This is a genomic window from Arthrobacter woluwensis, assembly GCF_030816155.1.
Classification (GTDB): Bacteria; Actinomycetota; Actinomycetes; order Actinomycetales; family Micrococcaceae; genus Arthrobacter_E; species Arthrobacter_E woluwensis_A.
Window position 1 is genome coordinate 2181488 of sequence record NZ_JAUSXR010000001.1, and the last position, 26035, is coordinate 2207522.

At 68.2% G+C, this 26035-nt stretch carries 22 protein-coding genes and 2 pseudogenes; 12 read left to right on the plus strand and 12 right to left on the minus strand.

All coding sequences use genetic code 11. The features are described from left to right. Nucleotides 1–72: 72 nt before the first annotated feature. Nucleotides 73–1056 carry a beta-ketoacyl-ACP synthase III gene (locus QFZ52_RS09950; protein ID WP_307497457.1) on the plus strand — a complete coding sequence of 328 codons (984 nt, stop codon included), beginning with the start codon at nt 73–75 and terminating at the stop codon, nt 1054–1056. Nucleotides 1057–1208: 152 nt separating this feature from the next. On the opposite strand, the gene QFZ52_RS09955 is transcribed toward QFZ52_RS09950, so the two are convergent. After that, nucleotides 1209–1637 (minus strand): HIT family protein, encoded by a 429-nt coding sequence (locus QFZ52_RS09955; RefSeq protein ID WP_307497458.1) that lies wholly within the window; start codon nt 1635–1637, stop codon nt 1209–1211. Further along, nucleotides 1634–2797 carry an NAD(P)-dependent alcohol dehydrogenase gene (locus QFZ52_RS09960; RefSeq protein ID WP_307497459.1) on the minus strand — a complete coding sequence of 388 codons (1164 nt, stop codon included), beginning with the start codon at nt 2795–2797 and terminating at the stop codon, nt 1634–1636. Before QFZ52_RS09960 ends, QFZ52_RS09955 begins: the two co-directional genes overlap by 4 nt. A gap of 88 nt (nt 2798–2885) precedes the next feature. Here QFZ52_RS09960 and QFZ52_RS09965 point away from each other — a divergent pair, with 88 nt between their 5' ends. From QFZ52_RS09965 to QFZ52_RS09980, 4 genes are all read left to right on the plus strand, one after another. Then, nucleotides 2886–3812 carry a LysR substrate-binding domain-containing protein gene (locus QFZ52_RS09965; RefSeq protein ID WP_307497460.1) on the plus strand — a complete coding sequence of 309 codons (927 nt, stop codon included), beginning with the start codon at nt 2886–2888 and terminating at the stop codon, nt 3810–3812. 91 nt (nt 3813–3903) lie between these two features. After that, on the plus strand, nt 3904–5277 hold the full coding sequence (locus QFZ52_RS09970; RefSeq protein WP_307497461.1) for an MFS transporter: 1374 nt from the start codon (nt 3904–3906) through the stop codon (nt 5275–5277). Between the two features lie 31 nt (nt 5278–5308). Beyond that, nucleotides 5309–6541, plus strand: a complete 1233-nt coding sequence (locus QFZ52_RS09975; protein WP_307497462.1) for a M20 family metallo-hydrolase — start codon at nt 5309–5311, stop codon at nt 6539–6541. Next, the gene (locus QFZ52_RS09980) at nt 6538–7989 is read left to right on the plus strand and encodes an amidase (RefSeq protein WP_307497463.1); all 1452 of its coding nucleotides are present in this window, start codon (nt 6538–6540) and stop codon (nt 7987–7989) included. The genes QFZ52_RS09975 and QFZ52_RS09980 overlap by 4 nt, the downstream gene beginning before the upstream one ends. A gap of 19 nt (nt 7990–8008) precedes the next feature. On the opposite strand, the gene QFZ52_RS09985 is transcribed toward QFZ52_RS09980, so the two are convergent. Next, nucleotides 8009–8848, minus strand: a complete 840-nt coding sequence (locus tag QFZ52_RS09985) for a sulfurtransferase (protein ID WP_307497464.1) — start codon at nt 8846–8848, stop codon at nt 8009–8011. Between the two features lie 130 nt (nt 8849–8978). Here QFZ52_RS09985 and QFZ52_RS09990 point away from each other — a divergent pair, with 130 nt between their 5' ends. Continuing rightward, the gene (locus QFZ52_RS09990; protein ID WP_307497465.1) at nt 8979–10088 is read left to right on the plus strand and encodes a PLP-dependent cysteine synthase family protein; all 1110 of its coding nucleotides are present in this window, start codon (nt 8979–8981) and stop codon (nt 10086–10088) included. Nucleotides 10089–10164: 76 nt separating this feature from the next. Next, nucleotides 10165–10632, plus strand: a complete 468-nt coding sequence (locus QFZ52_RS09995) for a hypothetical protein (RefSeq protein WP_307497466.1) — start codon at nt 10165–10167, stop codon at nt 10630–10632. Nucleotides 10633–10704: 72 nt separating this feature from the next. Here the strand turns inward: QFZ52_RS09995 and QFZ52_RS10000 are convergent, their stop codons facing one another. Then, complete coding sequence (locus QFZ52_RS10000; RefSeq protein WP_307497467.1) at nt 10705–11391, minus strand: MBL fold metallo-hydrolase; 687 nt, start codon at nt 11389–11391, stop codon at nt 10705–10707. A 51-nt stretch (nt 11392–11442) separates the two neighbouring features. Then, nucleotides 11443–12276: an aldo/keto reductase gene (locus QFZ52_RS10005; RefSeq protein ID WP_307497468.1), complete on the minus strand. Its 834-nt coding sequence runs from the start codon at nt 12274–12276 to the stop codon at nt 11443–11445. Nucleotides 12277–12481: 205 nt separating this feature from the next. On the opposite strand from QFZ52_RS10005, the gene QFZ52_RS10010 reads away from it, so the two are divergent. Beyond that, nucleotides 12482–12919 (plus strand): Fur family transcriptional regulator, encoded by a 438-nt coding sequence (locus QFZ52_RS10010; RefSeq protein ID WP_278266801.1) that lies wholly within the window; start codon nt 12482–12484, stop codon nt 12917–12919. On the opposite strand, the gene QFZ52_RS10015 is transcribed toward QFZ52_RS10010, so the two are convergent. From QFZ52_RS10015 to QFZ52_RS10045, 7 genes and pseudogenes are all read right to left on the minus strand, one after another. After that, the gene (locus QFZ52_RS10015; protein ID WP_307497470.1) at nt 12861–14177 is read right to left on the minus strand and encodes an MFS transporter; all 1317 of its coding nucleotides are present in this window, start codon (nt 14175–14177) and stop codon (nt 12861–12863) included. The genes QFZ52_RS10010 and QFZ52_RS10015 overlap by 59 nt on opposite strands. Next, nucleotides 14170–15054 (minus strand): metal ABC transporter permease, encoded by an 885-nt coding sequence (locus QFZ52_RS10020; protein ID WP_307497471.1) that lies wholly within the window; start codon nt 15052–15054, stop codon nt 14170–14172. The genes QFZ52_RS10015 and QFZ52_RS10020 overlap by 8 nt, the downstream gene beginning before the upstream one ends. Further along, nucleotides 15055–15858, minus strand: a complete 804-nt coding sequence (locus QFZ52_RS10025) for a metal ABC transporter ATP-binding protein (protein ID WP_373425653.1) — start codon at nt 15856–15858, stop codon at nt 15055–15057. 54 nt (nt 15859–15912) lie between these two features. Then, nucleotides 15913–16410 (minus strand): annotated as a pseudogene (locus QFZ52_RS10030) (metal ABC transporter solute-binding protein, Zn/Mn family); the annotation flags it as partial. 22 nt (nt 16411–16432) lie between these two features. Then, nucleotides 16433–16942, minus strand: coding sequence for a metal ABC transporter substrate-binding protein (locus QFZ52_RS10035; protein WP_307497472.1), 510 nt, complete (start codon nt 16940–16942; stop codon nt 16433–16435). Between the two features lie 83 nt (nt 16943–17025). Then, nucleotides 17026–18109, minus strand: a pseudogene (locus QFZ52_RS10040) (hemolysin family protein). Continuing rightward, nucleotides 18102–19421, minus strand: coding sequence for a hemolysin family protein (locus QFZ52_RS10045; RefSeq protein WP_307497473.1), 1320 nt, complete (start codon nt 19419–19421; stop codon nt 18102–18104). The pseudogene QFZ52_RS10040 and the gene QFZ52_RS10045 overlap by 8 nt, the downstream one beginning before the upstream one ends. Nucleotides 19422–19766: 345 nt before the next feature. Here QFZ52_RS10045 and QFZ52_RS10050 point away from each other — a divergent pair, with 345 nt between their 5' ends. The 4 genes from QFZ52_RS10050 to QFZ52_RS10065 all read left to right on the plus strand — a co-directional run bounded on the left by QFZ52_RS10050 (nt 19767) and on the right by QFZ52_RS10065 (nt 25977). Beyond that, nucleotides 19767–23600, plus strand: coding sequence for a multifunctional oxoglutarate decarboxylase/oxoglutarate dehydrogenase thiamine pyrophosphate-binding subunit/dihydrolipoyllysine-residue succinyltransferase subunit (locus tag QFZ52_RS10050; RefSeq protein WP_307497474.1), 3834 nt, complete (start codon nt 19767–19769; stop codon nt 23598–23600). Between the two features lie 171 nt (nt 23601–23771). After that, on the plus strand, nt 23772–24374 hold the full coding sequence (locus QFZ52_RS10055; RefSeq protein ID WP_307497475.1) for a GDSL-type esterase/lipase family protein: 603 nt from the start codon (nt 23772–23774) through the stop codon (nt 24372–24374). A gap of 167 nt (nt 24375–24541) precedes the next feature. After that, nucleotides 24542–25360: a DUF4097 family beta strand repeat-containing protein gene (locus QFZ52_RS10060; RefSeq protein ID WP_307497476.1), complete on the plus strand. Its 819-nt coding sequence runs from the start codon at nt 24542–24544 to the stop codon at nt 25358–25360. Then, nucleotides 25360–25977, plus strand: coding sequence for a PadR family transcriptional regulator (locus tag QFZ52_RS10065; RefSeq protein WP_307497477.1), 618 nt, complete (start codon nt 25360–25362; stop codon nt 25975–25977). The genes QFZ52_RS10060 and QFZ52_RS10065 overlap by 1 nt, the downstream gene beginning before the upstream one ends. The last annotated feature ends 58 nt before the right edge of the window (nt 25978–26035 follow it).

Genomic DNA, 26035 nt, shown 5'->3' on the forward strand with positions numbered 1-26035 from the left:
TCATGGAAGCCAGGATGCGGCCCGGTCAAATAAACTTGGATGGTCCGCCCATCCGCAACCTAAGGACTCCATATGAAGCTCAGCTTCCCTGCGCCGAACGCCGGCACTGAAATCCTCGGCCTCGGCCATGCCCAGCCGGAACGGGTCATGGACAACCATGAGCTCGAGGGGATGATGGAGACCTCCGACGAATGGATCCGTCAGCGGACCGGCATCGTCACCCGGCACATCGCCGGTGAGGAGGAGACGGTCAAGGACCTCGCCATCCACGCGGCCGGGATGGCGCTGGAGGACTCCGGGATCGCCGCTGAGCAGATCGACCTGGTCATCGTGGCCACCACCACCGCGGCGGAACGCTCCCCCAACACCGCCGGGCGCGTGGCACAGGCCCTGGGGCTGGGCGATGCCGAGCGTGGCCCAGGCATCATCGACATCAACACGGCCTGCTCCGGCTTCGAATACGCGCTCGGTCTGGCGGACCAGTCGATCCGCTCCGGCACCGCGAGCCACGCCCTCGTCCTGGGCGCCGAGACGCTCTCCAAGGTCACGGACTGGACCGACCGCAGCACCGCCGTGCTCACCGCCGACGGCGCGGGCGCCATGGTGATCGGCGCTACCGACGAACCCCGCATCGGCCCTGTGGTGTGGGGCTCCAAGGGCGATCTGGCCGACGCCGTGCTGATCACGCCACCCACCAACAAGTTCTGGCAGAACGGCCGTGAGGTGCTCCGCTGGGCGCTCAAAGACGCAGAAAAGCACGCCCGCGCCGCCGTCGAGCGCGCCGGACTGCAGATGGAGGACATCGAGGTCCTCGTGACGCACCAGGCGAATCTGCGCATCATCGAGCCCATGGCGCAGGTCCTCGGCCTGACCGACAAGGTCGTAGTGACGGACGTGACCGAGTCCGGCAACACGTCAGCCGCGAGCGTCCCCCTCGGCTACAGCAAGTGGTGGCACGCGGGCAAGATCCCGGCCGATGTCCCGGCGCTGCTCTTCGGCTTCGGTGGCGGCTTCACGTTCGCGGGCATGGTCGCCATGACCCCGCGCAAGAAGTAACACCCCCACCCCCATCGACTGTCCCCACCGGCTCCCAGCGCTCGTACCTCGCGCTGGGGCCCTCGCCGGCGTGGGCCCTCCATACGATGCTGGAATCCCCGGAAATCCGGGGAATTCAGCATCGTATGGAGCAGTCGATTGTGTTTAAAGCCTCACGCCTCCGGCACGAACTCGGCGTAACCCGCGGCGCGCAGTCCCTCGCGGATCTTCTCCGCGTTCGCCTCCAGCTCCGCGGGATCCGGGTTGGTGTCCACCGCGGCGAAGTCGTAGTCCTTCATCGAATTCGACGGCCATACGTGCACGTGCAGGTGGTCGATCTCGTACCCGGCCACCAGAAGCCCTGCCCGCTCCGAGCCGAAGGCCTCCACCTGGACCTTGCCGATCCGCTGGGCCACGATCATGGCCTTCGAGAGGGTCTCCGGCGAAGCGTCGGTCCAGCGGTCGACCTCCTCCACCGGGACGACGAGGGTGTGGCCCGGGGCCAGCGGGCCGATCGAGAGGAAGGCGACCACCTCAGGATCGCGCCAGACGAACCGTCCGGGGATGTCGCCGTTGATGATCTTGGTGAAGAGAGTGCTCACGCGTCTGCTTCCTTCCCTGCGGGCTGCAGTGTGCTGTTGTCCAGGACAAAACGGTACTTCACGTCACCGGCCACCATCCGGTCGAAGGCCTGGTTGACCTGCTCCGCGCCGACCAGTTCGATATCGCTCGTCAGGGAATGCTCCGCGCAGAAATCGAGCATCTCCTGGGTCTCCGCGATCCCGCCGATCAGGGACCCCGCGTAGGCCGCGCGCTTGCGGATGAGCAGTCCGGGATCCACGGGCGGCATCTCGCCGGAGGGGAGGCCGAGCTGATAGATCACGCCGTCCCGCCGGAGGGTCCGCAACAGGGCGTTGAGGTCATGCGGAGCGGCGACGGTGTCGATGATGACGTCCACGGAGTCCGCGGCGTCCCGCATCTGTTCCTCGTCGCGGGAGTTGACCACACGGTCCGCGCCGAGCTCGGCCGCCGCCTCGCGCTTCGACTCCGAGGTGGTGAAGACCGTGACCGTCGCGCCCATGGCCTTGGCCAGCTTCACGGCCATGTGGCCGAGCCCGCCCAGGCCGACGACGCCGACGTCGTCGCCTTCCTCGACGCCGGCATGGCGCAGAGGCGAGTACGTCGTGATCCCCGCGCAGAGCAGCGGCGCCGCCGCGGCGGGATCGAGGGATTCGGGGACTCGCAGGACGTAGTTCCGGTCCACCACGATGGTCCGCGCGTAGCCGCCCTGGGTCCGCTCGTTCCCGTGGCGGACGTCGGAGGCCCCGTAGGTGCCCACCATGCCACGGGAGCAGTACTGTTCCAGGCCGTCCTCGCAGGCGTCGCACTCGCGGCAGGAGTCCACCATGCACCCCACGCCCACGCGGTCGCCGACGGCGAAGTCCGTCACCGAGGACCCTGTGCGCAGGACCCGGCCCACGATCTCGTGGCCGGGGACGAGCGGATAGTTCGCGCTCCCCCACTCGCCACGGGTCGAATGGACGTCCGAATGGCACAGGCCGCAGAATTCGATCAGGATCTCGACATCGTCAGGGGCAGGAGCCCGCCGCGCCAGCGTGAGCGGCTCCAGGCCGCCCTCCGCCGAGCGGGCGCCGAGGGCCGCGACCAGGCGCCCCTCGTCGTCGCGCGGATCACCGAGCGGGGAGGCGAGATCGGGAAGGGGTCTGCCCAGCGGAGGGGGCACGGGACGTCCGGGAGTCATACCCGAAACGCTACCGCCCGGGCCGCGCGGCTGACCAGGCGGACGGGTCTGGACGCCCTGCGGGATGGCCGGATGCCACCATGGAGTCATGTCACGTCCCTTCACGCTGACCCAGCTGCGCTACTTCGCGGTGGTCGCCGAGCTTCAGAACATGACGGCCGCCGCGAAGGCCCTGAACATCTCTCAGCCTGCCCTCTCCACGGCGATGGCGCAGCTCCAGTCCGCTTTGCAGACGCAGTTGCTGGTCCGCCAGCGGCCCCGTGGGGTGCGGCTCACGGCGAGCGGCCGTCAGCTGGCCCAGGACCTCAAACCGATCCTGGAGCAGGCCGACTCGCTGTACGAGTCCGTCAACGGCATGTCCGCGTCCCTGAGCGGCGAGCTGAAACTCGGGGTCTTCGCACCGCTCGCTCCGTTCCGGCTCCCCACCATCCTGCAGGCGTTCGAAGCGGAGCACCCGGAGGTGTCGGTCTCGATCGTGGAGGCCGACCTCGCCCGGCTCCACGAGGTGCTGCTCCGTGGCGAGTGCGACGTCGCGTTGATGTACGGCCTCGGACTCGGCGCCGGCTTCACGTCTGAAGTCCTGGAACGGATCCCGCCGCACGTCCTCGTGCATGCTGACCACCCGCTCGCCGTCGCTGGACGGAGCCGGATCGCGCTGCGGGAGCTGGAGAACGATCCAGCCATCGTGCTGGACCTCCCCCACAGCCGCGAATACTACGAACTGCTGTACCGGAGCGCAGGCATCAGCCCACGGGTGCGTCACCGTTTCTCGGGCTACGAGACCGTGCGCTCCTTCGTCGCCAAGGGACACGGTTACGCCGTCCTCAATCAGCGCCTCCACAATGACCGCACCTACTCCGGTGGCCGGGTCGTCGCGCTGGAACTGAGCGATGACTTCCCGCCCATCGAGGTGATGCTGGTGCGCCCCGCAGGAGTCCAGGCCACGCGCCGCGCCCTCGCGTTCGAGGACACCTGCCGGCTCATCTACGGACGGGCGGGCTCACCGGACTCATAAGGGAAATCTATGAGAGGGCTAAAAACAATCAATTAGACAGATGTGATCCGCACCACTGATCGTTGATGGCAAGTCCTTCAAAGGAGATCCCATGGTCCTGAAGCACGCCATCGACCTCACCGGAACCCCCACCGGGAGCACCACGAAACCCCCAGCCCCCACCGTCACAGCAGCAGCCACAGCCGCAGCCGGCAAGAGCACCGTCATGCAGCGACGGGTCCTCCTCGGAGGAAGCGTCGGCCAGTTCATCGAATTCTACGATTTCACCCTGTACGGCCTCACGGCCGTCATCTTCTCCCAGTTGTTCTTCCCGAGCGGAAACCCGGTCGTGGGCCTGCTTGCCACCTTCGCGACCTTCGGCGTCGCCTTCGTGGTGCGGCCGCTGGGCGGCCTGTTCTTCGGCGCGCTCGGCGACCGCATCGGACGACGCCGGGTCCTCACCATCACGCTCATGGCGATCGGCGGGGCCACGGCCCTGATGGGCGTGCTGCCGGGCTATGCGCAGATCGGCCCGTGGGCGCCCGCGCTGCTCGTACTGTGCCGGCTCATCCAGGGGTTCTCTGCCGGCGGCGAATCCGTGGGGGCGCCGTCCTTCGTGTTCGAACACGCCCCCGTGCACAAGCGGGCCTTCTGGCTCAACATCACCATCGCCGCGACGGCCCTGCCCTCCGTGGTGGCGGGAGGCATGATCCTGCTGCTCAGCCGCTCCCTGCCCGACGAGGCGTTCACCTCCTGGGGCTGGCGCCTGCCGTTCTTGCTGGCGCTGCCGCTGGCCCTGGTCGGGGTGTGGATCCGCAGCCGGACCGAGGAGAGTGAAGCGTTCCACCAGGCACGTGCCGATCGGGACCCCGAATTCAGCCCCGTCCGCGCCGCATTCCGCGAGAACGGCCTCCGCATGGTCCAGGTCATCGTCGTGATGGGCCTGACCGCCATGGGGTTCTACTTCCTCTCCGCCTACTTCGTCTCCTACGTCCAGACCGCGGGGCACCTCACCCGCGAGCAGTCGCTTCTGGTGAACGCCTCGGCCTTGGCCCTGTACGCGATCCTGCTCCCGTTCGGCGGACGGCTCAGCGACAGATTCGGCCGGAAACCCCTGCTCATCGCGGGGGCCGCCGCGCTCGCTGTCCTGTCGGTGCCCAGCTTCGCGCTGGTCACGAGCGGGAACATGATGCTCGCACTCCTGGGCCAGGCCCTCTTCGTGGTGGCCCTCTGCACCTACGGCGGCGGCTGTTACACCTTCTTCGTCGAGATCTTCACGACCAGGACCCGCTTCACCTCGGCCGCCGTCAGCTACAACGTCGCCTACGCCCTCTTCGGCGGCACGGCGCCGTTCATCGGCACGGCCCTGGTCGGAGCGAGCGGTGTGCCCTTCATACCGGGCGTGTACATGGCTGCAGCCGCCGCCGTCGTGCTCCTGCTGCTCCTGTTCACCAAGGTTCCCGAAACCCGCGGCCGCCTCGGCTGACCCACCTTCCTTCACGACAAAGGAGAAGCTCATGAGCGCTTCCGAATTCCTCAGCGACTTCCACCACGTGGCAACCATCGGCGCGACGCCGCGCCACGGCGTCGAACGCCAGGCCGCGACCGACACCGACCGCCAGACCCGTGACTGGTTCGCCGGCAAGACCCGCGACGCCGGATGGCAGCTCCGCGTGGACGGCATCGGGAACATGTTCGGCCTGCTCGAATGGACTCCCGGCGCCCCGTACATCCTGCTGGGCTCGCATCTGGACAGCCAGCCGCTCGCAGGCCGCTTCGACGGCGCGTACGGCGTTCTCGCGGCCCTGCACACCGCCAAGGCACTTGACGCCGAGGTGGCCGCCTCCGGCGAGCGCCCGCGGTTCAATCTCGCGGTGGTCAACTGGTTCAACGAGGAAGGCAGCCGCTTCGCCCCGAGCATCATGGGCAGCTCCGTCTTCGCGGGCCTCTTCGACCGCGATGAGATGCTCCGGGTCCGTGACCTGGAGGGGACGGCGGTCCGCCAGGCGCTGGACCTGATCGGATACCTCGGCACGGACGAGGGTCCGGACGTGGCCGGGTACGCCGAGATCCACATCGAACAAGGACGCATCCTGGAGCGCGAGGGGCACACGATCGGTCTGGTCGACTCCAGTTGGTACACCCAGAAGCTGGACATCGAGGTCCTGGGTGAACAGTCCCACACCGGGGCCACCGCCATGGCGGACCGGCACGACGCCCTGGTGGCGGCGTCCAAGATCATCCTCCAAGTGCACGATGTGACGGGCGATTTCCCGGACGAGGCACTGGTCTCCTCCGTGGGTCAGCTGACCCTGGAGCCCAATTCCCCCATCGTCGTGGCGCGGCGCGTCCATCTGGTAGCCGATCTGCGCTCCGGAGACCCCGCGATCGTGGCTGCCGCGCGGGAGAGTCTCCTGCGGGACATCGACCGGCTGGCCCGGGAACACGACCTCACCATCAACGTGAAGGACTTCGACGTCCGCCCCATCCGCCGCTTCCCGGAGAACGGCCTGGAACTCTCCGAGAAGGTCGCGGCGAACCTCGGCCTGTCCGCCCGCCGCATCCAGACGATGGCCGGCCATGATTCGGTGGCGCTCAACACCATGACCCCCACGGTGATGCTGTTCATCCCGAGCGTGGACGGCGTCTCCCATTGCGAGCGCGAGTTCTCCACGGACGCCGACATGACCGCCGGCCTCGCCATGCTCACCGGGGTGGCCCGCGAACTCGTCGCCGGAGCTCTCTCGTGACGGGCGGCTCCACCGAACTGCACCGGCTGGACGCCACCACGGCACTCCGCCTCTTCCGCAGTAGGGAGCTCTCCCCGGTCGAGCTGATGGAAGCGCTGATCGCACGGATCGAAGACGTCGACGACGCCGTCAACGCACTCAGCGAAACGCTCTTCGACACGGCGCTCGCCTCCGCCCGGGAGGCCGCCGACCGCTACGCCCGCGGGCACGGCATCACCCCCTTGCTCGGTCTGCCGGTCGCGGCGAAGGAGAAGCACGGATTGGCCGGACATACCCTGTCCCAAGGGCTGGTGGCCCACCGTGACGTGATCGCCGAACAGGACCACCCCGTCATCGAACGGATCCGCGCGGCCGGCGGGATCATCCACGCCCGGACGACAACCCCTGAATACAGCTGCGCCACCGTCACGCACAGCCCGCTCTGGGGGGTCACCCGGAACCCGTGGAACCCGCGGTACTCACCTGGAGGGTCGTCCGGCGGGGCCGGCGCCGCGCTGGCCGCCGGGATGTCGCCGCTCGCCACGGCGTCGGACATCGCGGGCTCCACCCGGCTCCCGGCCTCCTTCACGGGCACGGTCGGATTCAAGGCGCCTTACGGGCGGATCCCGGGGCTGGCGCCTCTGGCCGCGGACCACTACCGCGGCGACGGACCCATGGCCCGGACCGTGGCCGACACGGCGCTGCTCGCCTCCGTCCTGGCGGGCCGGCACCCCGGTGACCACGCCACGCTCGCGGACCCTCCGCCCGTGCTGACTCTCCCGGACACGGCCGTGGACGCGGTCCGGGGCCGCCGCATCGCCCTGTGTGTGCGGCTCGGCGACTACCCCGTGGAACCCGACGTCGAGGCCAACACCCGGGAGGTCGCCGCAGCACTGCGGGCGGCCGGCGCTGTGGTCGAGGAGATCTCCCTGCCGTGGACCACGGAAGAGATCGGTCGGACCATGTTCACCCATTTCGGGCATCTGCTGGGGCCGGCCATGGAGGACGACACGGCCGGCTCGGATCACCTCCTGGCGCCGTACACCCGGCGGTTCATGGCGGACGCGCGTGCCGCCGCGGCCCGCGACCGTCTGCTCGACGGGATCCGGGCCGAGGCGCGGATCCAGGCACAGCTCGCCGGGGCCATGACCGGCTTCGACGCGCTGCTCTGTCCCGCGTCCGCCGTCGCAGCGCTGGAAGCCGACGGTCTGTATCTCGACGGCATCGACGTGAACGGGGTCCACCTGGAGCACTACTGGCAGGCCCACATGACCGGGCCGTTCAACATCGCCAACCGCTGTCCGGTGCTCGCGGTGCCGAGTGGTATGGCCGCGTGCGGCATCCCCACGGGAGTGCAGATCGTGGGTCATCCCTTCGACGACGCGACCGTGTTCTCACTGGGCGCCGCCGTCGAGGAACTGCGCCCCTGGAATCACCGCACGCCGTCGCTGGGGCTCAGCCGGGTCTGACGGCGTCGACCGGTCCCCCTCACTCCCCCGTGGCGACCTCGCGGGAAGCATCGTGGGACCACTGGGAGAATGAGCCGGGGTACAGAGTGGCGTCGATGCCCGCGAGCGCCAGGGCCGCCACTTCGTGCGCCGCCGTCACGCCGGAACCGCAGTAGACGGCCACGCGGCTGCCGGGCTCGACGCCGAGGCCCGCGAACCGCTCCCGGAGCGCCTCCGGCTCGAGGAACAGCCCGTCCTCGTCGACGTTCTCGGTGGTGGGCGCGCTCACCGCGCCCGGGATGTGGCCCGCGCGGGGGTCGATCGGTTCGGTCTCGCCGCGGAACCGCTCCCCGGCGCGGGCGTCGAGCAGGATGCCGTCGGCAGGCCACTCGGCGGCCTGGTCGATGGTGATCGCGGCGTCCTGGGCCAGCGGCCGGAGCGTCACGTTCCCCGCGGGGAGGACCACCTCGTCCTTCTCGATGGGGAAGTCCTCCTGGACCCAGGCCATGAGCCCGCCGTCGAGAATGCGCGTGTCCGCGTGGCCGTACGCGCGCAGCAGCCACCAGGCGCGGGCGGCCGCCATGGATCCGGAGTTGTCATAGACCACGACCGTGTCGCCGTCGTTGATGCCCCAGCGCCGCGCCGCGGCCTGGAAGCTCTCCAGATCGGGCAGGGGGTGACGGCCGTCCTCCGGACTGGCAGGACCCGCCAGATCGGTCTCCATGTCCACGAACACGGCGGCCGGCAGGTGTCCCATGAGGTACTTGTCCCGGCCTAGCGGATCGCCCAGCTTCCATCGGACATCCAGGAGGACGAGCTTGTCCGGGTCCAGATCGTGGACTTCGGCAGGGGCGATGGTCACGGGGAAGTCTTGGTCCATGAGGCACACTCTATGCCCGTCGACGCGTTCCCCGGCAACACCTCACCACCAGCTGAGCTGGGCGGGGACCGGCTCCGGAGACAGGTCCACCACGCCGATGTGGAGGCACCTGCCCAGTAGGCTAGTGCCCGTGAGCGCAGCAGATTTCCCCCAGGTGGTCCGTTCCGAGGAGCGGGCCTGGGCCGACGAAGCCATCCGGATCATCACGGCGGAGGCCAACCGCTCCGCCGACACCCACCTGTACAGCGTGCCGCTGCCGGAGCAGTGGGGCATCGAGCTGTTCATCAAGGATGAATCCACGCACCGTTCCGGCAGCCTGAAGCACCGGCTCGCGCGCTCGCTCTTCCTCTTCGGCCTGGTGAACGGCTGGATCGGGCCGGGAACCACCATCGTGGAGGCCAGCAGCGGCAGCACGGCCGTTTCCGAGGCCTACTTCGCGCGGCTGCTCGGCCTGCCCTTCATCGCGGTCATGGCCCGCAGCACGAGCGAGGAGAAGATCCGACTCATCGAGGACTTCGGCGGCTCCTGCTTGCTCGTTGACCACCCCGGCGAGGTCTACTCGACCGCGGAAGAGGTCGCCCGGACCACCGGCGGCCACTACATGGATCAGTTCACCTATGCCGAGCGGGCCACGGACTGGCGCGGCAACAACAACATCGCCGAATCGATCTTCCAGCAGATGTCGCGCGAGAAGCATCCGGTCCCGGAGTGGATCGTGGTGGGCGCCGGGACCGGCGGCACGAGCGCCACGATCGGCCGCTACCTGCGGTACCACCGGCACCCGTCGAAGCTCGCCGTGGTGGACCCGGAGAACTCCGCCTTCTACCCTTCCTGGCGGGACGAGGACCCGGAGCTCACCACCGGGATGCCGTCGAGGATCGAAGGGATCGGCCGTCCGCGCGTGGAACCGAGCTTCGTACCCGCCGTCATCGACGCCATGATCCCCATCCCAGATGCCGCGTCCATCGCGGCGATGCGTCACCTCAAGCGCTACGCGAACCTCGACGCCGGCCCCTCCACCGGCACGAACCTCTGGGGCGTGTGGCAGATCATCGCCGGCATGGTCGCGCGTGGCGAACAGGGCAGCGTGGTGACGCTCATGTGCGATCCGGGGAACCGCTACGCCTGCAGCCACCAGAACGACGCGTGGCTCGCCGACAAGGGACTGGATCCCTCGCCGCACGAGCGCACGATCGAACGCTTCCTCGACACGGGGGTGTGGGAGCCGTTCGCGGAATGATCCGCAGGGACTCATCCGCCTACATCACCAACGAAAAGCCTACGGGAGTCCCTGGCGGCGAGGGCCAATTCTGGGCGTGGACGAACTGAAGCTGGATTCGGAGTACCGTGGCCGCATGTGCAGAGCCCTCCTGTGGAAGCGACGGCTGAATCGAATTTCCCTGTGGCTCCTCATGGCGGTCGTCATCTACCTGGCGACCGTCGTCGTCTCGGCGACCGTGATGGGCGTGACCGGGCGGCACTCGCTCAATAACTGGTTCGGCCGCGCCTTTGGCGCAGGAGGTGGGACCGCAGCCCTGATGTCGTTGACCGCTCTGAACGCACTCGGCTGGATCACCCACGCACGGTTGGTGGCCTTGATCTTCCAGAGATCGCCGGGATCAGTGTGGTTACGCCTCTGTGATGTGGCGCTGTGCGTCGTACAGGCGGCCACTGCAGGAATATTCGCCATGGCCTCGCTGCCGGATGAGATCGCGTTCCAGCTGGTCGGGGCGGCGATAGGCATCGCATCTTTGTGCTTCCTTCAGCCTTCACGGGAAAACTGACCGGGACCGCGGCGTATCCAGCGCCTTGCCGGCAAACGCTCGGCGGACGAACCGCCCATGAGCGTGCATGCCTCACCCGAGGTCGCGGGTCTCCCCCGGATCGAGGTGCTCGTAGCTGGTGCCGTACAGGCCGCCCAGCCGGGTGACGTGTCCTTCCAGCATCGACAGGCCCGCGGGGTTGAGCAGCGCCTCGTGGATGTTGAACGCGCGGCGTGCCCGGACGCTGATGACGAAGTCGACCACTTCCTGGATCTTGGACCACGGCGCGTGCACCGGCACGAGCAGCGTGTCCACCTCCACCCCGGACGGCACCGTGAAGCTGTCACCCGGGTGGAACAGCGTCCCGTCCACGAGGTACCCGGTGTTGGCCACGAGCGGCACGAGCGGGTGGATGAGCGCGTGCTGGCTTCCGAAGCCGCGCACCGAATATCCGGCCACGACGACGTCGAGCCCGCTCCCGGCGTCGTGCACCCGGCCGTCCGGATCAGTGGCGCCCGCTGCCGCGGCCTCCTGCCGCAGAGTGCCCGCGATGCCCGCCGGCGCATAGACGACCAGGTCCGGGGAGCTCACGAGCGCCGCCACGACCGCCGGCACGTCCACATGGTCCGCGTGCTCGTGGGTGATGAGGATGGCGTGAGCACCGTCCAGAGCGGGCCCGGTCTCCGAGAACGATCCCGGATCGATGACCAGGGTGCGGGGACCGTCAGGGGTGTCCTTGTCGAGGCGGACGCAGGAATGGGTGTACTTGGTCAGCTGCATGACCTCAGGGTACGCCCGCAGACTGTCCTGGCATCAGCGGTTCCAGCACCCTCACAGCATCTCCAGCGGAATCTTCCGGGTGGGCGCCGGGAACGCGGCGTCGATGCGGTCCAGGTCCGCAGCGCTGAGTTCCAGTGCGGCGGCGGCAGCGTTGTCGCGGACGTGCTCGACGCTGGACGCCTTCGGAATGGCGATGACGTCCCCGGACCGGATCGCCCAGGCGAGGAGCACCTGTGCCACACTCGCGCCGCGTTCCGCCGCGATGTCCCGGAGTGTGGGGTCCTCCAGCAGACGGCCCTGCTCGATCGGCGAGTATGCCATGGTCTTCACCGGGCGAGCGAGCCGCGCCTGCGCCGGGAACAGGTCGAATTCGGGGCCGCGCCGCGAGGGGTTGTAGAGCACCTGATTCACTGCGGGGGCGCTCGGGAAGCGGTCCAGCGCGTCGGCGTCGAAGTTGCTGATCCCCCACGCCCCGATCAGCCCGCGCCGGATCAGTTCCTCGAACCCTTCAACGGTCTCCTCCAGCGGATGGGAGCCGGGCCAGTGGAGCAGGTACAGGTCGATCCAGTCGGTTCCCAGCACCTCGAGGGACCGCTCGCAGGCCTGCACGGTGCCCCGCCGGGACGCGTTGTACGGCAGGACCTTGTCCACCAGGTACACCCTGTCCCGGATCGGAGCGATGGCCTCCCCGACGAGGTCCTCCGAGCGCCCGTCGCCGTACATCTCCGCCGTGTCCACCAGGGTCAGGCCGAGCTCGATCCCCTCCCGCAGCGTGGCGATCTCGGCATCACGGCGCCAGGGGTCGTTGCCCACGAACCAGGTGCCCTGACCCAGCGCGGGCAGAACGGTGCCATCGGACAGCGTGACGGTTTTCAAAGCGGCCATGGCAGTGAAGCCTACTGCGTGAACCACCGTGGCGTGCTGGGAACCCGATTGTTGCCATCCAGTCTGCGCCGAACTCTCTGCACCGAACTCTCTGCACCGAACACCCTGAGCCGAACCTCTCACCACCCCCGGTCCACGTGGGACTAATCCCCGTCCGCTCCTTGTTAAACTGGACGTTCAGAACAGGACAACCAGGAGAGTAGTCGTGGAGCAGAGCTCAGAGGCCCGGGTGCAGACGAGGGTGACCAAGCAGCGCCTTGCAGTGGACGCCGCCCTGGATCAGCTGGAGGACTTCGTGAGCACGCAGGAACTGCACCGCTCCCTGCAGGACTCCGGCGTCTCCGTCTCCCTGGCCACCACCTACCGCATCCTGCAGTCCATGGCGGATGAGGGCGTCGTGGACGTCCTCCGCAGCACCGACGGCGAGGCCGTCTACCGCCGTTGCGAGGCCGACAGCCACCACCATCACCTGCTCTGCCGGCGCTGCGGCAAGGCCGTGGAGATCGAAGCGCCCGCCGTCGAGGCCTGGGCCGCGAAGATGGCCGCCGAGCACGGCTTCACCGCCGTCACCCACACCGTGGAGATCATGGGGCTGTGCGCCGAGTGCTCCCAGTCCGCTGGGACCACAGCACCACAGGAATGAGCAGGAGGGCGAGCACCCCTCCTCCGAGAGTGACCGCGGCGTAATCCCCCGCCGCCATCACCACACCCGCCATGGCGCTGCCACCGGCGCCGGACAGCGCCACGAGAACGTCGACGCCGCCCTGCACCCGGGCGCGGCTCTCCGGTTCGGTGGCGTCCACCAGGAGCGCGGTCGCCGTGATGAGGCCGAAGTTCCAGCCGAGGCCCAGCAAGGCCAGCGCCAGCAGGAGCAGTCCCAGGGAATCGCTCGGGGCCAGCGTGGCCAGAACGGCGGAAGCCACCAGCACGACCCCACCGGCGCAGGCCATCCAGACCCTGCCGATCCGGTCCACGAGCCAGCCCGTGACCAGGGACGGCAGGTACATGGCGCCGATGTGGACGCCGATCACCAGACCGACCTCCCCGAGACCGTGATGATGTGCCCGCATGTGCACCGGGGTCATGGTCATGATCGCGGTCATGGTCACCTGGGTGAGCACCATGATGAGCGCGGCCAGCGCGACGCCGTGACGCGCGGGCGTCCTCTCCGGCGCCACCCCGGCAGACGCGGGAGCGGGTGTCTCCGGGACCGCGGGGACCTCGGCCACGGCTTCCGCCGACTGCCGCAGCTCGTGGGCCAGGCGGTACGGATCGGGCCGCAGGAGGACCCAGAGCACCAGACCGGCCGCCGCATACGCCACTGCGGCCAGCAGGAACGGCCCCGACAGGACAGGCAGCCCCCAAGAGCGGGCCAGTGCGCCGAGCGGTTCCACGAGATTGGGACCGGCGACCGCGCCCAGCGTGGTGGAGACCAGAGCGATGCTCACGGCCCGGCCGCGCTGATCGGCCGTCGCGAGATCGGTCCCGGCGTAACGAGCCTGAAGGTTCGTCGCGGAGCCTCCGCCGTACAGGAACAGCGAGACGAAGAGCAGCACCGGGTTCCACAGGATCGCGGCCAGCACCACACCGGCCGCTCCCAGAGCGCCCGCGCCGAAGCCGAACGCCAGCCCGGGCCGCCGGCCGAAGCGCTGCGTCGTCCGGCCCACGAGATAGGCCGCCAGGGCGGAACCCAGGGTGAAGAGCGCGGTCGGCAATCCGGAGACACCGTCGCTGCCGAGCATCTCCTGCGCCAGCAGCGCGCCCACCGTGATGCCGGCCGCGAGCCCGGCGCCGCCCAGGATCTGACTGATCACGACGACGGCGAGCGTCCGCCGCTGCGCCCGCGCCCGGCCGCCGTCGTCGGTCAGCTCACCGGCCACCGCCGGAGACGCCTCAGGCACCTGCCCCGTCCTCGACGCGGCGCCCGTTGCGGCCCTTCCGCTTCCGCCAGGACCCGATCCCCCAGCACACGAGGTAGATGAGGAAGGAGATGGTCGTGACGTAGGGGCTGATCGGGATGCGCCCGCCCAGCGCCAGAAGGATGCCGCCCACGGTGGACGTGGTGGCGAAAATGACGCTCAGCAGCACGACGAGGGCCGGCGAACCCGTCACCTTGAAGGCGGCGGCCGCCGGAGTGATGAGCAGAGCCAGCACCAGGAGCGCGCCCACCACCTGGATGGACAGCGCCACGGAGACTCCCAGAATCAGCATGAAGGCCATGGACAGGCCTTTGACCGGGACGCCACGGGCCTCGGCCACATCGGGGTCGTCACTGGCGAAGTTCAGGGGCCGCCACAGGACCACGAGCGCCACCATCACGAGGGCGGCGGTGACCGCGAGCATCTGCAGCTGCACGGCGTCCACGGACACGATCTGCCCGGTGAGCAGGGAGAACTTGTTGGCCGCGCGGCCCTCGTACAGCGAGAGGAACAGGATGCCGAGACCCAGGCCGAAGGGCATGAGCACTCCGATGAGGGAGTTCTTTTCCCGGGCCCGCAGACCCATCACGCCCAGGAGCAGGGCGGCCGCCACGGAGCCGAGCAACGAGCCGAACACCACGTCCGCCCCGATCAGCAAGGCGAAGGAAGCGCCGGCGAAGGACAGCTCGGAGATGCCGTGCACCGCGAAGGAGAGGTCCCGCTTGACCACGAACACGCCGACCAGGCCCCCGAGCACACCCAGGATCGCCCCGGCCCAGAGGGAGTTCTGGAGCAGGGCCAGCAGTTCGCCGTAGTTCTCGAAGTTGAAGATGGCACTCAGAACGGAGTTGAAGTCCACTTACTCGCTCTCCTGTTCGTGGTGCACCTGTTCGGGGATGCCCGAGACCATCAGCCGGTCGCCGGACCGGATCACTTCCACGTGGCCCTGGTACAGCTCGGACAGGGTCTCGGTGTTCATGACTTCGTCGGGGGTGCCGATGCAGAAGCGTCCCCCGGCCAGGTAGAGGACCTTGTCCACATATGGCAGTACCGGGTTGAGTTCGTGGGTCACGAACACCACGGCGGAGCCCTCGTCACGGCACTGACGGTTGACCAGTTCGCTCACGATGTTCTGGTGGCGCGGGTCCAGGGAGAGCAGCGGCTCATCGCAGAGCAGGATGGCGGGGTCGGCCGCGAGCGCCTGCGCGATCCGCAAGCGCTGCTGTTCGCCGCCGGAGAGCTGGCCCACGGGGACCTTGGCATAGTCCGTGGCACCGACATGGGCCAGCAGCTCGTCGACCTTCCGGTTGACGCCGCGCCGTTCCAGGCGGACGCCCCACCGGTGACCGTCGACACCGAGCGCCACGAGATCGCGTGCCCGGAGGGCGGTGTCCGGGGCGAACGACTTCTGCTGGGGCACGTAGCCCACGCGCTCCTTGGGCACCCTGCTCTCCAGCGTGCCGGAGGTCAGCGGCAGCAGCCCCAGCAGGACGCGGAGCAGCGAGCTCTTGCCGCTGCCGTTGGCGCCGAGCACCGCCAGGAACTCGCCGGCCTTCAGATCCAGGTTCAGGTCCTCCCAGAGGACGCGCCGGCCGAAGCCGAGCCCGGCCTCCCTGAGTGACATCAGGGAGGCCGGGCCCGGGTGAATCGTGTTCTCGTTCATGTTCTCCCTGAGCACGGGACGATGGAGGATGCGCAACGGCGCATCGCTATCACTTTAGCCCCGGACCTTCTCCACGGCCTTCTGGACGGCGTTCACGTTGTCCGACATCCAGCTCAGGTAGTCCTTGCCATCCGGCAGCGTCTCGGTGAAGGAGACGACAGGCGCACCGGCGTCGGTGGCGGCCTTCTTCACCGCTTCGGTCTGCGGGCCGGAGGTCTGCTCGTTGTAGGCGAGGAAGGACGCCTTCTTCGAGGAGAACAGTTTGAGGGTCTCGTCGAGGACGGAGGCCGGGACGTCATGGCCCTCCTCCACCGCGCTCGTGAACTCCTCGGGGGTGACATTGTGCAGGCCTGCGGCCTCCAGGAGGTAGAGCGGTACCGGCTCGGTGACCGCCACATCCACATGGCTGCCCTTCGTCATCTTCTCCAGGGTCTGCTGGTAGCCGCCCAGGCGGGAGGTGAAGGCCTCAGCGTTGTGCTTGAATTCCGCCGCCGACGCCGGGGCCAGCGCGCTCAGCCGCTGCTCCACCTGGGCCGCGACCTTCTGCATGGCCGGGAAGTTGTACCAGACGTGCTCATTGAAGGAGCCGTGGTCGTGATCGTGCCCGTGGTCGTCCGCCGCGGAAGCGGTCGGGGCGGCGGCTTTCGGTGCTCTCCTGCTGGAGGCCGGAGACGTTCACCGCGTTGATGACGTTGGCGGGATCGAGCTTGGCGTCAGACACCATGCCGTCCATGAACGCGTCATAGCCCCCGCCATTCACCACGACCAGGCCGGCCTTGGAGACCTTGAGGCGGTCCTGGGCCGTGGCCTCGTAGGAGTGCGGGTCCTGGCTGACCTTGGAGACGATCGATTCGACCGTCACCTTGTCTCCGCCGATGGCTTTGACGAGACTGCCATAGGCGCTCGTCGACGCGACGACGGTGATCCCGCCGGACGTGGCGCTTTCCGTGCCCGCGGCGCTGCTGCCGGGGGTGGAGCAGGCGGCGATGCCCAGGAGGACGACGCCGGACAGCGCGGTCAGGGACAGGGTCTTCTTTCGGGACTGCACGTTCTTTCGGAACTGCGCGTTCTTTCGGGACTGCACGGGCACCTCGGATTCAGGCTGGGGGAAGGTTGCTTCCCCCAGCCTAGACCTAAATGAGAATCATTTCCATTTAAGGGTGGATGTCACGATTCCTCGGATGTCCGCTGACTCTCCCAGTACCGCACGGCGTCCTTCGCCTGAGTCTCGTCCTGGATCTCACCCACCAGTTCCTCGATGACGTCCTCGAAGAAGAGGACACCCAGGGTTCGCCCCTGCCCGTCCACCACACGAGCCACGTGGGACCCGCTCTTCTGCATCCGGGCCAGCACGTCCTCGATCTCCATCTCCGGGTCGATGTTCACCAGCGACCGCTGGCGGACCACCGCGATGGGCTGGTCGTACTGGGACTCCGGAATGGAGATGACGTCCTTGATGTGGAGGTACCCGGACAGCTCGCCCTCGTCGTCCTTCAGCAGGATGCGGGAGTAGCCGGTCTTGGAGACCATCCGTTCGAACTGCTGCGGCGTGGCGTCCTCACTCAGCGTCGCCAGGCGGTCCAGCGGGACCATCACCTGGGACGCGCGGCGCTCGGAGAACTCCAGAGCGCCCGTGAGCAAGGCCGGCGTCGTCCTCCACGAGGCCGTGCCGCGTGGATTCGTGGACGATCGACTGCACCTCCTCCAGGGTGAAGGTGGAGGTCACCTCATCCTTCGGCTCCACCCGCATGAGCTTGAGCACGTGGTTGGCGCACCAGTTCAGCGTGGCCACGACCGGCCGCAGCATGGTGGCCAGCGCCGCCAGCACAGGGGCCAGCAGCAGGGCCGCCTTGTCCGCGGCGGACACCGAGATGTTCTTCGGCACCATCTCACCGAAGGTCACGTGCAGGAAGGTCACCACGAGCAGTGCCGCAGCGAACGCCAGCGCACCGGCGAGCGTCTCCGGGATGCCCAGGTGCTCGAGCGGCTCCGCGATCAGGTGGTGGATGGCCGGTTCGGCCACCTGCAGGATGAGCAGCGAGCACACCGTGATGCCGAGCTGGGCGCAGGCGAGCATGAGCGAGACCTGCTCCATGGCCTTCAAGGTGGTGGCCGCGCGTCGCGACCCCGCCTCGGCCAGAGGCTCGATCTGACTGCGGCGCGCGGACATGATGGCGAACTCCGCCGCCACGAAGAAGGCGTTGCCGAGCAGGAGCACCACCAGCCAGAGGATTCCCATCCAGTCACTCATGGCGCGCCCCCTCAGTGGATTCCTCGTCGCGCGGCACGAAGGCGAGCCGGTCCACCCGGCGCCCGTCCATACGGACCACGCGCAATTCGCCGCCCTGGACCGCGACGTGATCGCCGGCCACCGGGATGCGTCCCAGGCTGCCCATCACGAAGCCACCCACCGTCTCGTAGGAACCGTCCTCGGGGATGACGAGGCCCTTGATCTGGGCCCCGACCTCGTCCGGCCGCAGCAGGCCGGGGAAGAACCACCGGCCGTCCGCGCCCTGGAGCACGCCCGGCCTCCGCCGGTCATGCTCATCGGCGACCTCGCCCACGATCTCTTCGACCAGGTCCTCCAGCGTCACGACGCCGGCAGTGCCGCCGTACTCGTCCAGCACCACGGCCAGCTGCATGTTGGAGGCGCGCAGCTCGGCGATGAGGTCATCCAGCGGGATGGTCTCCGGAACCCGGAACACCTCGGTCATGAGGGAGCCGACCTCCAGTTCGGCGCGTTTGGCGGTCGGCACCGACACGGCCTTCTTGATGTGCACCACTCCCCTGATGTCGTCCACGGACTCTCCGGTGACGGGGAAGCGGGAGTAGCCGGTGGCACGGGCCGCATCGACGACGGCGGTCACCGGCTCCACGGCGTCCAGCGTCTCCATGCGGAAACGCGGGGTCATGACGTCCGCCGCGGTCTTGTCGGAGAAGCGCAGGGTGCGCGCCAGGAACTCGGCGGTGCCGGGATCCAGGGTCCCCATCTCGGCGGAACGGCGCACCAGGGAGGCGAGCTCGTCCGGGGTGCGGGCGCCGGAGATCTCCTCCTTGGCCTCCAGTCCGAAGATGCCGAGCACCTTGTTGGAGAAGCCGTTGAGGACGATGATCGCGGGCTTGAAGATCATCGTGAACACGAGCTGCGGACGGGCCACGGCCTTGCCGACGGCCATGGCCTTGGCGATCGCGAGGTTCTTGGGCACCAGCTCGCCCAGGATCATGGAGAAGACGGTGGCCGCGATCATCGCGACCACGAGAGACACCGGGGTCGGGTCGGCGAGACCCAGGCCCCTCAGAGGTTCCTTGAGCAGACTGCCGACCGACGGTTCCAGCACATAGCCGGTGAGCAGTGTGGTCAGCGTGATGCCCAGCTGGCAGCTGGACAGCTGGGTGGAGAGGGACTTCAGGCAGGCCAGCAGAGGCTTGGCGGCCTCATCGCCGTCGTCGACAGCGGCCTGGACCTGTGCCTGGTCGAGGGCCACGAGGGAGAATTCCACGGCCACGAAGAAGCCGGTGCCGAAGATCAGCAGGATGCCGAAGACGAGGAAGAGCCATTCCATGGGGCGTGGTCACCCCCTCGGCTGGCAGCGGTCAGCCCGCGGGCGGGTGGATGGGCATGGGATCGGGGTCTGCCGGCTGGATCGGAAGCCGCTGGGGCAGCGTGGCTGCGGCGGCGTCGGGAGTGTCCAGGCCGGCACCTGGAATGACTGTCCATAAGAAGACCAGTCTATCCAGAGCCGGGCCCGGATGGCACGCAAAGTTTTACGCTCTGTAGATTAGCCCTCAGCAAGCCTCGTCACTAGACTTGCAAAGGTCTGGGTTCACGCAACCCGGCACTGGACCAGGCCGGCACCGAGGCCGGCTCTCATTCCAGCGGGCAAACAAAAATGGAAGAGGCGTATCACGTGCCAGAGCAGCCAAACCACCGTCTACCCGAAGAGTTCGGCGGAAATGAGTGGCTTGTAGATGAGCTCTACGAGCAGTTTCTGAAAGACAAGAACTCTGTGGACTCCAAGTGGTGGTCTGTCTTCGAGAACTACGGTTCAGGCAACCCGGCCCCGTCGACGCAGACTCAGGTGCTGCCGACCGTGGCCCAGGCGACCAAGACCGCCACTGCGACCGAGGCACCCGCCTCACCTGCTCCCGCGACGGCGCCGCCCGCCGCCGCTGCACCGGCGCCTGCCGCTCCGGCACCCGCCGCCCCGGCCCAGGGTGATCCGGCTCAGACCGCCCCGGCCGCGCCCGCGGCGAAGGCCCCGCCGCGCGTCGTCGCCAAGGACGGCAACCGCACCACGGCCACCGCGCCGATCCCCGCCCAGCTGCCCAAGAGCGCCCCCGCGGACTCCGGCCCGCACGAGGAGAACGTGGTCCAGGTCCTCCGTGGACCGGCCAAGGCCATCGCCGCCAACATGGTGAGCAGCCTTGAGGTCCCCACGGCCACGAGCGTGCGCGCCGTCCCGGCCAAGCTCCTGATCGACAACCGCGTGGTCATCAACAACCACCTGGCCCGCGCCCGCGGCGGCAAGGTCTCCTTCACGCACCTCATCGGCTTCGCCGTGGTCAAGGCGCTCAAGCAGTTCCCCTCCATGAACGTCACGTACGACGTGCAGGACGGCAAGCCGGTCGCGGTCGAGAACGCCCACGTGAACTTCGGCATCGCGATCGACATGCCCCGCCCGGACGGCAGCCGTCTGCTGGTGGTGCCGAACATCAAGAAGGCCGAGACCCTGCGGTTCGCCGAGTTCTGGCGCACCTATGAGGACCTCATCAAGCGCGCCCGCAACGGCAAGCTGACCGCGGACGACCACTCCGGCACCACGGTCTCCCTGACCAACCCCGGCGGCATCGGAACGGTGCACTCGGTCCCGCGCCTGTCCAAGGGCCAGGCCGCGATCATCGGCGTCGGCGCTCTCGAATACCCGGCCGAGTTCCAGGGCTCCAGCGAGAAGAAGCTCGCCGAGATGGCCGTGGGTAAGATCATCACTCTGACCTCCACCTACGATCACCGCGTGATCCAGGGCGCCGGTTCGGGCGAGTTCCTGCGGATCGTCCACCAGCTCCTGCTGGGCGAGCAGAACTTCTACGACGAGATCTTCGAAGAGCTCCGCATCCCGTACGAGCCCGTGCGCTGGAGCCCGGACGTCCAGGTCGACCCGGCCGACGAGATCAACAAGGTCGCCCGCATCCAGCAGCTCATCCACTCCTACCGCGTGCGCGGACACCTCATGGCGGACACCGATCCGCTCGAGTACGTCCAGCGCAAGCACCCGGACCTGGATGTGCTCAACCACGGCCTGACCCTCTGGGATCTGGACCGCGAATGGCCCACCGGCGGCTTCGGCGGCAAGCAGTTCCTCAAGTTCCGCACCATCCTCGGCGTGCTGCGCGACGCGTACTGCCGCACCACCGGCATCGAATACATGCACATCCAGGATCCTGAGGAGCGTCAGTGGTTCCAGGATGAGCTGGAGCACCCGTACTCCAAGCCGAGCCGCGAGGAGCAGCTCCGCATCGTCTCGCGCCTGAACGCCGCTGAGGCCTTCGAGACCTTCCTGCAGACCAAGTTCGTCGGGCAGAAGCGCTTCTCCCTCGAAGGCGGCGAGTCGCTCATCCCGCTGCTGGACGCCATCATCTCGGACGCCGCGGACAAGGGCCTCGACGAGGTCGCGATCGGCATGGCCCACCGTGGCCGTCTCAACGTGCTGACCAACATCGCCGGCAAGACCTACGCTCAGGTGTTCCGCGAGTTCGAAGGCACGCAGGACCCGCGCAGCGTCCAGGGCTCCGGTGACGTGAAGTACCACCTCGGCACCGAGGGCACCTTCACCTCCGAGTCGGGCAACGCCACCAAGGTCTACCTGGCCGCCAACCCGTCCCACCTGGAGGCCGTGGACTCGGTGCTGGAAGGCATCGTCCGCGCCAAGCAGGATCTGCTGGACCAGGGCACCGCCTTCCCGGTCCTCCCCATCCTCGTCCACGGCGACGCGGCCTTCGCGGGCCAGGGTGTGGTCGCGGAGACGCTGAACCTGTCTCAGCTGCGCGGCTACCGCACCGGCGGCACCATCCACGTGATCGTGAACAACCAGGTCGGCTTCACCACGTCGCCGTCGTCCTCGCGGTCCTCCACGTACTCCACCGACGTCGCCAAGATGATCCAGGCGCCCGTCTTCCACGTGAACGGCGATGACCCGGAGGCCGTGGTCCGCGTGGCCCAGCTCGCCTTCGAGTTCCGCGAGCGGTTCCACAAGGACGTCGTCATCGACATGGTCTGCTACCGCCGCCGCGGTCACAACGAGGGTGACGACCCCTCGATGACCCAGCCGCTCATGTACAACCTGATCGAAGCCAAGCGCAGCGTCCGCAAGCTGTACACCGAGGCCCTGATCGGCCGCGGCGACATCACCGAGGAAGAAGCGGAGCAGCTGCTGCGCGACTACCAGGAGCGCCTGGAGCGGGTCTTCGCGGAGACCCACGCCGCCCAGACCTCCCCGATCCCGGTCATCACCTCGGATTCCGCGGCCGTGTCCGGCATCGAGCGGCCGATGGCGCAGCGCAACGACGGCATGGTCAACACGCCGAGCACCACCGCGATCAGCGCTCAGACCCTCGCCCACATCGGCAAGGCCTTCCTCAACGTCCCGGAGGGCTTCACGGTCCACCCGAAGCTCAAGCAGCTCCTCGAGAAGCGTGCGCAGATGTCCGTCGACGGCGGCATCGACTGGGGCTTCGGCGAGATCGCGGCCTTCGGCTCGCTCGTGATGGAGGGCGTCCCCGTCCGTCTCACCGGTCAGGACTCCCGCCGCGGCACCTTCGTGCAGCGTCATGCGGTGTTCCACGACCGCAAGACCGGCCAGGAATGGGCCCCTCTGGAACACCTCTCCGAGGACCAGGCCAAGCTCTGGATCTATGATTCGCTGCTCTCCGAGTACGCGGCCATGGGCTTCGAGTACGGCTACTCGGTGGAGCGTCCGGACGCCCTGGTCATGTGGGAGGCGCAGTTCGGCGACTTCGTCAACGGCGCCCAGACCGTGATCGACGAGTTCATCTCCTCGGCCGAGCAGAAGTGGGGTCAGCGTTCCTCGCTCGTCCTCATGCTGCCGCACGGCTACGAGGGCCAGGGCCCGGACCACTCCTCGGCCCGCATCGAGCGCTTCCTGCAGATGTGCGCGGAGAACAACATGGTGGTGGCGGAGCCGACGACCGCGGCGAACCACTTCCACCTGCTGCGCCGTCACGCCTACAGCCGCCCGCACAAGCCGCTGATCGTCTTCACCCCGAAGCAGCTCCTCCGTCTGAAGGGCGCCGCCAGCTCGGTCGCCGACTTCACCACGGGCGGCTTCCAGCCGGTGATCGGCGACCACGCCGAGCTGGATCCGGCTGCCGTGCAGCGCGTCATCCTGGTCGCGGGACGTCTGTACTACGACCTTCTGGCCAACCGCGACAAGGCTCAGGACTCCAGCACGGCGATCGTCCGCGTCGAGCAGCTGTACCCGCTGCCCGAAGAGGAGATCCGCGCGGAGCTCGCCAAGTACCCGAACGCCGACGTCGTCTGGGCCCAGGACGAGCCCGCCAACCAGGGCCCGTGGAGCTTCATGGCCCTGAACCTGGTGCCGTCCCTGGACCGCCCGGTCCGCCTGGTCAGCCGTCGCGCGTCCGCCTCGACGGCCGCCGGCACCGGCAAGCGTCACGCGGCCGAGAACGCACTGCTCCTGCAGCAGGCCTTCGACCACCGGGCCTGACCCGGCCGACGCGCCGTCGTCGCCCACCGCACAGCGGTGACGCACGACGGCGCGTCGCGGCTTCCAGACGCCCGTCACCTGCGCTTCGTGGCACAGGCGGCGGGCGTCTGTCGTTTAATGGAGTGGGGACGCTGCGCCGGACACGGCGCATCAGCTGCGCGAAAGGACATTGTGGAGGACAGGAAACTTCGAATCGCCGCGATCGGCGATGAACTGCTGGCAGGACTCGGCGACCCTCGCGCACTGGGCTGGTACGGCCGGGTGCTGGCCCGCACGCCGCGGGATCAGTTCGCTCTGGAGAGCTACTCGCTGCCGTGCCCCGAAGAGGGCACCGAGGGTCTTTCGGCGCGCTGGGCGGACGAGACGGGCCGCCGTTTCGGTCAGGGCTATGAGAACCGCCTGGTCATCGGCCTCTCCGGACGGGACATCGACTTCGGGCTCTCCACCGCGCGCAGCCGCCTGAATCTGGCGAACATCCTGGATCACGCGTCGCAGGCGAGCGTCTCCGTCTTCGTGGTGGGCCCGCCCCCGAGCCTCGACCCGGCCAAGAACCGGCGTCTGGCAGATCTCAACACGGCCTTCGCCGATGTGACCACCCGCCGTCACCACCTGTACGTGGACACCTTCGCTCCCCTGCTCAACCATGAGCAATGGCGCAATGACCTGGCGGCCAATGCCGGCGCCCCCGGCCAGGCCGGCTACGGGCTGATGGCCTGGCTCGTCCTGCACCGGGGCTGGTTCCAGTGGCTCAAAATCGCGGAGCCCACGGACTGACTCTCCCCGCTTCCCGCACTGAGTGCTCAGTTGTTGCGGGTGTCGAACGCCGACACCCGCAACAACTGAGCACTCAGTGCGTTTAAAAGAACCTCTTGACTCGAGATATATCGCGATATATCGTGAAATCACAAACGCGATATATCGCAAGATCCGAGGAGGAGAGCATGGCAGAGGAACGCTGGGCCGTCACCGGTCCGCAGACGATCGACATCGAAGGCGTGACGTCCCTGAAGCTCGGCATCGTGCACGGGCGCTTCGACGTGGTCACCCACGAGGACAGCATCACCCGCATCGAGGTCTCAGAGATCTCCGGTGATCCCCTCGACGTCAGTTTCAACGCCGGACGCCTCGAGGTCCGGCACCAGGAACCGGGACCTCAGGGCTGGTTCAAGAACGTCATGAACACCGTGACCCAGTCCCAGGAGAACTCGGTCATCATCAGCATCGCCGTGCCTGTCGGCATCCAGGTGGACGCGTCCACCGTCGCCGGCAACGGACTGGTCTCCGGCACCACGGCCAAGACCTCCCTCAACACCGTCTCCGGCGACGTGGTGGCCGACCAGACCGCCTCCCACCTGGACGTGAACTCGGTCAGCGGCGAGGCGATCGTCCGCAATCACCGCGGCAGCCTGTCCGTGAACACCGTGTCCGGAGCCGTCACTGCCACCGGCGCGCTCAACCACGTCCGGCTCAACAACGTCAGCGGCGAGATCCTCCTGGACGTCTCCGCGGACACGCAGGACATCGGCGCCAACACCGTCTCGGGTGACATGACCATCCGGCTCCCCCACACCGTGGGCGTCGACCTGAAGGCCAAGACCGGCTCCGGCCAGGTCACCATCGACACGCAGCGCTACATGCCCGTGAAGAACACGGTCGCCACCATCGTCGGACCGGAGGAACACCTCCTGGTGCTCCGCACCAATTCCGTGTCCGGCGACGTCTCGGTGGTGCACGCCCCGGACGAGGAAGGAGAACTGTAATGCCCCCCGTCTTCGCCCACGGCGCCCTGCGTCTCTACCTTCTGGCTCTGCTGGAGGACGGCGCCAAACACGGCTACGACCTCATCAAGGCCCTCAGCGACCGCTTCAACGGGACCTACTCCCCCAGTGCCGGGACCATCTATCCCCGGCTCGCCAAGCTGGAAGAGGAAGGACTGGTCAGCACCCAGGTGGACGGACGGCGCACGAGTTACAGCCTGACCGACGCCGGCCGCCGGGAACTCGAGAATCGCCGGGAGGAGCTGTCCGGCGTGGAGAACGACATCTCGGCGTCCGTCCGACGCCTGGCGGACACCCTGCGGGAGGACATCGGGAGCAACATGCGCTCCCTCCGCGAGGAACTGACGTCCACCACTCGCCAGGCCCGTGCGGAGGCCGCGCACCACGGGTATGTGAAGCCGGGGACCTCGGCGTCGCAGGCCCGGGCCACCGCCCTCAGCCAGGCCGCGGAACAGCTCATCACCGGTTTCCGGTCGGAGCTCCTGATGCTCGTGAGGCTCCGCAAAGCCCACGGTGAGCTGAACGAGACCGAGCTGGACGCACTGCGCACCATCCTGGACAGGGCCCGCACGGAGGCGAAGGAGCTCTTCAGGAGCTGACCCCGCCACACGCCGTCCTGATCCACAGACGCCTCGGGCCCTGGAACCGCAATGGTTC

Excerpts from the sequence above, each read along its gene's own strand:
- QFZ52_RS09950 (WP_307497457.1), top strand. The coding sequence starts at position 73 with ATGAAGCTCAGCTTCCCTGCGCCGAACGCCGGCACTGAAATCCTCGGC.
- QFZ52_RS09960 (WP_307497459.1), bottom strand. The coding sequence starts at position 2,797 with ATGACTCCCGGACGTCCCGTGCCCCCTCCGCTGGGCAGACCCCTTCCC.
- QFZ52_RS09965 (WP_307497460.1), top strand. The coding sequence starts at position 2,886 with ATGTCACGTCCCTTCACGCTGACCCAGCTGCGCTACTTCGCGGTGGTC.
- QFZ52_RS09970 (WP_307497461.1), top strand. The coding sequence starts at position 3,904 with ATGGTCCTGAAGCACGCCATCGACCTCACCGGAACCCCCACCGGGAGC.
- QFZ52_RS09975 (WP_307497462.1), top strand. The coding sequence starts at position 5,309 with ATGAGCGCTTCCGAATTCCTCAGCGACTTCCACCACGTGGCAACCATC.
- QFZ52_RS09985 (WP_307497464.1), bottom strand. The coding sequence starts at position 8,848 with ATGGACCAAGACTTCCCCGTGACCATCGCCCCTGCCGAAGTCCACGAT.
- QFZ52_RS10000 (WP_307497467.1), bottom strand. The coding sequence starts at position 11,391 with ATGCAGCTGACCAAGTACACCCATTCCTGCGTCCGCCTCGACAAGGAC.
- QFZ52_RS10005 (WP_307497468.1), bottom strand. The coding sequence starts at position 12,276 with ATGGCCGCTTTGAAAACCGTCACGCTGTCCGATGGCACCGTTCTGCCC.
- QFZ52_RS10025 (WP_373425653.1), bottom strand. The coding sequence starts at position 15,858 with ATGAACGAGAACACGATTCACCCGGGCCCGGCCTCCCTGATGTCACTC.
- QFZ52_RS10045 (WP_307497473.1), bottom strand. The coding sequence starts at position 19,421 with ATGGAATGGCTCTTCCTCGTCTTCGGCATCCTGCTGATCTTCGGCACC.
- QFZ52_RS10060 (WP_307497476.1), top strand. The coding sequence starts at position 24,542 with ATGGCAGAGGAACGCTGGGCCGTCACCGGTCCGCAGACGATCGACATC.
- QFZ52_RS10065 (WP_307497477.1), top strand. The coding sequence starts at position 25,360 with ATGCCCCCCGTCTTCGCCCACGGCGCCCTGCGTCTCTACCTTCTGGCT.